The organism is Methylobacterium sp. ME121, assembly GCF_000974725.1.
GTDB lineage: Bacteria > Pseudomonadota > Alphaproteobacteria > Rhizobiales > Beijerinckiaceae > Methylobacterium > Methylobacterium radiotolerans.
This window is the reverse complement of sequence record NZ_BBUX01000144.1, coordinates 1-3,826: the sequence shown is the minus strand read 5'-3', so window position 1 is coordinate 3,826 and position 3,826 is coordinate 1. Positions and strand designations below refer to the sequence as shown.

General features: G+C 78.5%; 2 protein-coding genes and 1 pseudogene. All 3 read right to left on the bottom strand.

Going from position 1 to position 3,826, the window contains the following annotated elements; genetic code table 11:
* The coding region (locus ME121_RS32435) for a WGR domain-containing protein (protein WP_491892948.1) at positions 1-422 on the bottom strand (422 nt) is incomplete at its 3' end.
* 14 nt (positions 423-436) lie between these two features.
* On the bottom strand, positions 437-1,516 hold the full coding sequence (locus tag ME121_RS34820; RefSeq protein WP_245337870.1) for a DUF4132 domain-containing protein: 1,080 nt from the start codon (positions 1,514-1,516) through the stop codon (positions 437-439).
* Positions 1,517-1,641: 125 nt separating this feature from the next.
* Positions 1,642-3,826: pseudogene (locus ME121_RS34815) on the bottom strand (hypothetical protein); the annotation flags it as partial.

Sequence of the window (3,826 nt, the reverse complement as noted above, 5' to 3'; positions counted from 1 at the left end):
GGCTGGACGGGCTCCGCCGGGGCGGCCGGGGCCGGCGAGGACGCGGCCGGCGGCGCGACGGCCGGCTCGACGGCTCCCGCCGCGGCTGTCTCGACAACCGTCTCGGCAACCGTCTCGGCAACCGTCTCGGCAGCCGTCTCGGCAGCCGGTCCGGACGCCCGCGCCGCACCGGGCTTCCGGGCCGCGGCCGGTGCGGGGGCCGGCGCGGGGGCCGCCCCGTCGGCGCGGACGTAACCCTTGGCGGTCTTCTCGCGGACGAGCTTGTCCTTCTCCTTCACGGCCGCGGCCGCGTCGGCGCAGGTCTTGTCCTTGCTCTGGCCCTGGGTGCCGAGGCGCCCGAAGCGGACGGTGAGCGTCGGGCCGGAGACGCCGACCTCCCAGAACTTGGCCGCGCTGCCCTCGACCAGCTCGTAGCGTTCCATGGGCTGTCTCCCTCTCACGCGTCGCCGGCGGCGGCGAGCAGGCTCGGCGTGCGCAGGACCTCGCTGGCGGTCACCGGATCGAGGTCGCCGAACCGGTGGGTCGCCGCGGCGCGCCAGCCGGTCTCGGACAGGGTCAGGCTCCGCAGCGTCTGGATCCCGTCGCCCTCCGGGCCGGGCCGGTGCCAGAACCCGTCCTCGAAGCGCAGGACCGCGACGAGGCGGGTTCCGTCGGGCAGCGCGACCGGCCGCTGCACCGCATGGACGTGCTCGCCACCGGTGTCGGTCGACCAGCCCTGGGGCCGCAGGCCGCGCAGGCGGCGGCCGCCCACCCGGATTCCGTCGAAGCGCAGGGTCTCGGCGCCGCCCCGCTCGGCCTCGGTGAACGCGAAGGTCTCGCGGGCGAGCTGCGGGAAGGGCTGGGCGATCTCGTAGTCGGCGAACAGGCCGCTCCAGGCCGCCAGGGCGTCCGGGCCGAGGTGCAGGGGATGGACGAGGCCGACCACGCCCTCGGCCGCCGCGACGTCGAGGCCGAGGGCGTCGTCCGCGGCGTCGGTCGGCGAGAGATCCTCCGCGAGGCGGAAGACGCGCCCCGGCGGCGTCGCGGGCGCGCCGTCCGGGTAGAGGCCCCAGACGAGGCGCCCGGCGAGGTGGCGGATCAGCGGGTGGGCGGCGAAGAACGGCCAGAACACCCCGGGGGCGACGCGGCGCTGGGACGCCAGCATGGCCTCGAGCCGGGTGACCTGCAGGCCGGCCGCGGCCTCCGCGTCCTTGCGCAGGGCCGCCCAGTGCCGGGACGCTGCCTTCGCCGCCTCGGGATCGTCCGCCTTGGTCGGACGGGGCAGGGCAGCGAGTCGCCGGCCCTCGGCGTCGCGCAGAACGGGCTTCAGGGTCTCGTCGAAGCCGACCCGGAACCGGCGCGCCCCGAAGGACAGGTCGAGCCCGCCCCGGGCGTCGAGGCCGAGATCGGGGGAGAGCCGGTCGGCGAGGTCGACCTCGTCGAGGCCGCGCGCCTCGGCGGCCTCGACGATGGCGGCGCGGGCGGCCTCCCGCAGCTGCAGCAGCGGGCTCTTCTCGGCGATGGCGCTGAGGTTCATCAGCGCCACGTCGGTGCCGATCCCCGCGAGCACGGCGATGCCGGCCTTGCCGCGGGGCTTCAGGCCCGCCTGCCCCCAGGCGCGGATCTGCCGGGTGAGGTCGCGGGCGGCGTGGTCGCCGCCGATCAGGGCGAGCGCCTGCAGGGCCCACTCCCCCGTCGCCTTGGCGCCGGCCGCGATCCACGACTGGAACAGCGCGACCGCGAAGGCGTCGAGGCTCTCCGGCGTGCAGGCGGCGCGGACCTGCGCGACGCCGGCGTAGGGCGCGAGCGGGTCCGAGAAGGCGAGCATCTCGCACAGGGCGGTGACGGCGGCGTCGGGCAGGGCGCCGCCGCTGCGCAGGATCGGGCGGGGCAGGGCGGCCGGAACCACCCAGTCGGGGAGCTTCGGCGGCTTGGACGGCACCTGCTCCAGCGGGTCGCTGTCGACGCCGGCAGCCACCGCCCCGGGCACGCCGGGATCCCGCTCCGCGTAGGCCGCGACGGCGGCGTCGAGGGCGGCGCGACCCGCGGGCTCGGCGGCGAGGAAGCGCAGGGCCGCGTCGGCGGCGTCGCGGTCCGGGCCGGCGGGCCCGAGGGTCTCGGGCAGGAGCCGCAGCGCGGCGGTGCGGGGATGGGCGCGCAGCCACGCGGCCGCGGCCGGAGCTTGCGGGTGCGGTGGAAGGCCCGGGCGGCGACCGGGGCGAGGTCGGCGGCGTCCACGGGCTCGACCTCCGGCAGGAGCTGCGCCGGATCCGCCGCGACGAGGCGGACGAGGCCGGGCACGGCCCGCGCGCCGAAGCGGCACAGCATCACCGCGATGGTGCGCCGCCACGCCACGTAATGGGCGCGCTGCGGCCCGGTCTTCTCCCACAGCATCAGCGCCAGGGGCTCGGGCTGCCACCCGACCATCCGGAACCAGGGCCCGTAGTTGAAGTAGAAGAAGCCGGTGAACTGCTCGCGGGTGAGGTCGAGCCGGCGGTCGAGCCAGGCCAGGGCCGCCCCGGGCTCCGCGTCGGCGGCGGGGACGGGCTCGGCCGGCGGCGGGATCGGCATGTCGTAGAGGGCCTCCGCCTCGGTGGCGCGGATCCGCGCCGCGAGGTCCGTCATGGACTCCACCAGCGTCCCGGCCTCGAAGTAGAAGGTGCTGCGGTCGAGGGCCTCGTCGGGGTCGAAACCGTGCGCGACGGGCGTCGGGATCGGCGCCACCGCCCGTTCCGACCGGGCGCGCGCGGCCCCGCGCCGCCGCCAGGGCGGGTCCCGGAGCACGGGCGGCAGGGCCTCCGGCGCCGCCTGCGGCGCGCTCCCGGCGGCGAGCAGCCGATCCAGGCGCCCCGCGCCCCGGCCGCCCTCGGCCGCCGCCCAGGCGCGGGCGGTCTCGTGCCCGTGGCGCTCGGCGAGCGTCACGGCCCTGGGGCCGTAGGCGGGCTCCCCCTTGCCGTGGAGTGCGCCCAGATAGGCCCGCAGCATCCAGTCGGGGAAGGCCGCGTCGGCGGCGTCGAGGGCGTCGCGGACCAGCTTGGTGCCGACGAAGGGCAGGAGCGCGTCGAGGGCGTCGGCGGCACGGGTCTCCAGCAGCGCCCGGGCGATGAGCGTGCGCTCGGGGCCGACCGCCCCTTCCAGGAGCCAGACGAGGGCCGGGGTGGCCGCCTCGCCGGCCGCCTCGGCGGCGGCGATCGCGGTCGCGGCGGCCTCGTCGGCCGCCACGTCGCAGGTCGCCAGCGTCGCCCGGTGATACGGCGCGGCGTACCAGGGCGCCGCCAGCGCGGGCGGCAGGTCGACGATCAGCGGCAGGGCCGCGTGGGACGTGCCGTAGGCCTTGGGATCCGGCGGGTCGCAGCGCGCCAGCACCGCGCGGGCCCAGAGGGCGTGGTCGGCGCCGGGCCGGTCGTCCGCGAAGACCGCCGCGAGCCAGCGGGCGAGGGTCGGCTCCCGCTCCGCCGCGGCGAGCCGGAGGGCGGCCTCCAGGGCCTCCGCGTACTCCGCCTCGGGGGCGGCGGTCAGGGCGGCCCGGACCCCGCAGGCGGTGGGCAGGTCCCAGGGCGAGACCGGCAGGGAGCCGTAGCGGCCGGAGGGGCGGGGCCGCAGCCGGTCGAACAGGGCCACGAGCGTCCCGGTGCCGGAGCGGGCCACGAGCCAGCGGGCGAAATGCGTGAACGCCGCCCGGGCCGCCGGCCCGTGCGGTCCGGGCTTGTCGCCCCAGAGGCGCTGATTCAGCGCCGGGCAGGCCGCCTCGAGCTGCTCCAGCCAGCGCCGGGCCTCGGCCCGGTCGGGGGCCGGCGGCGCGCCGTCGAGCCGCGCGGCGAGGGCCTCGGCCTGCGCGCGGGCCTCG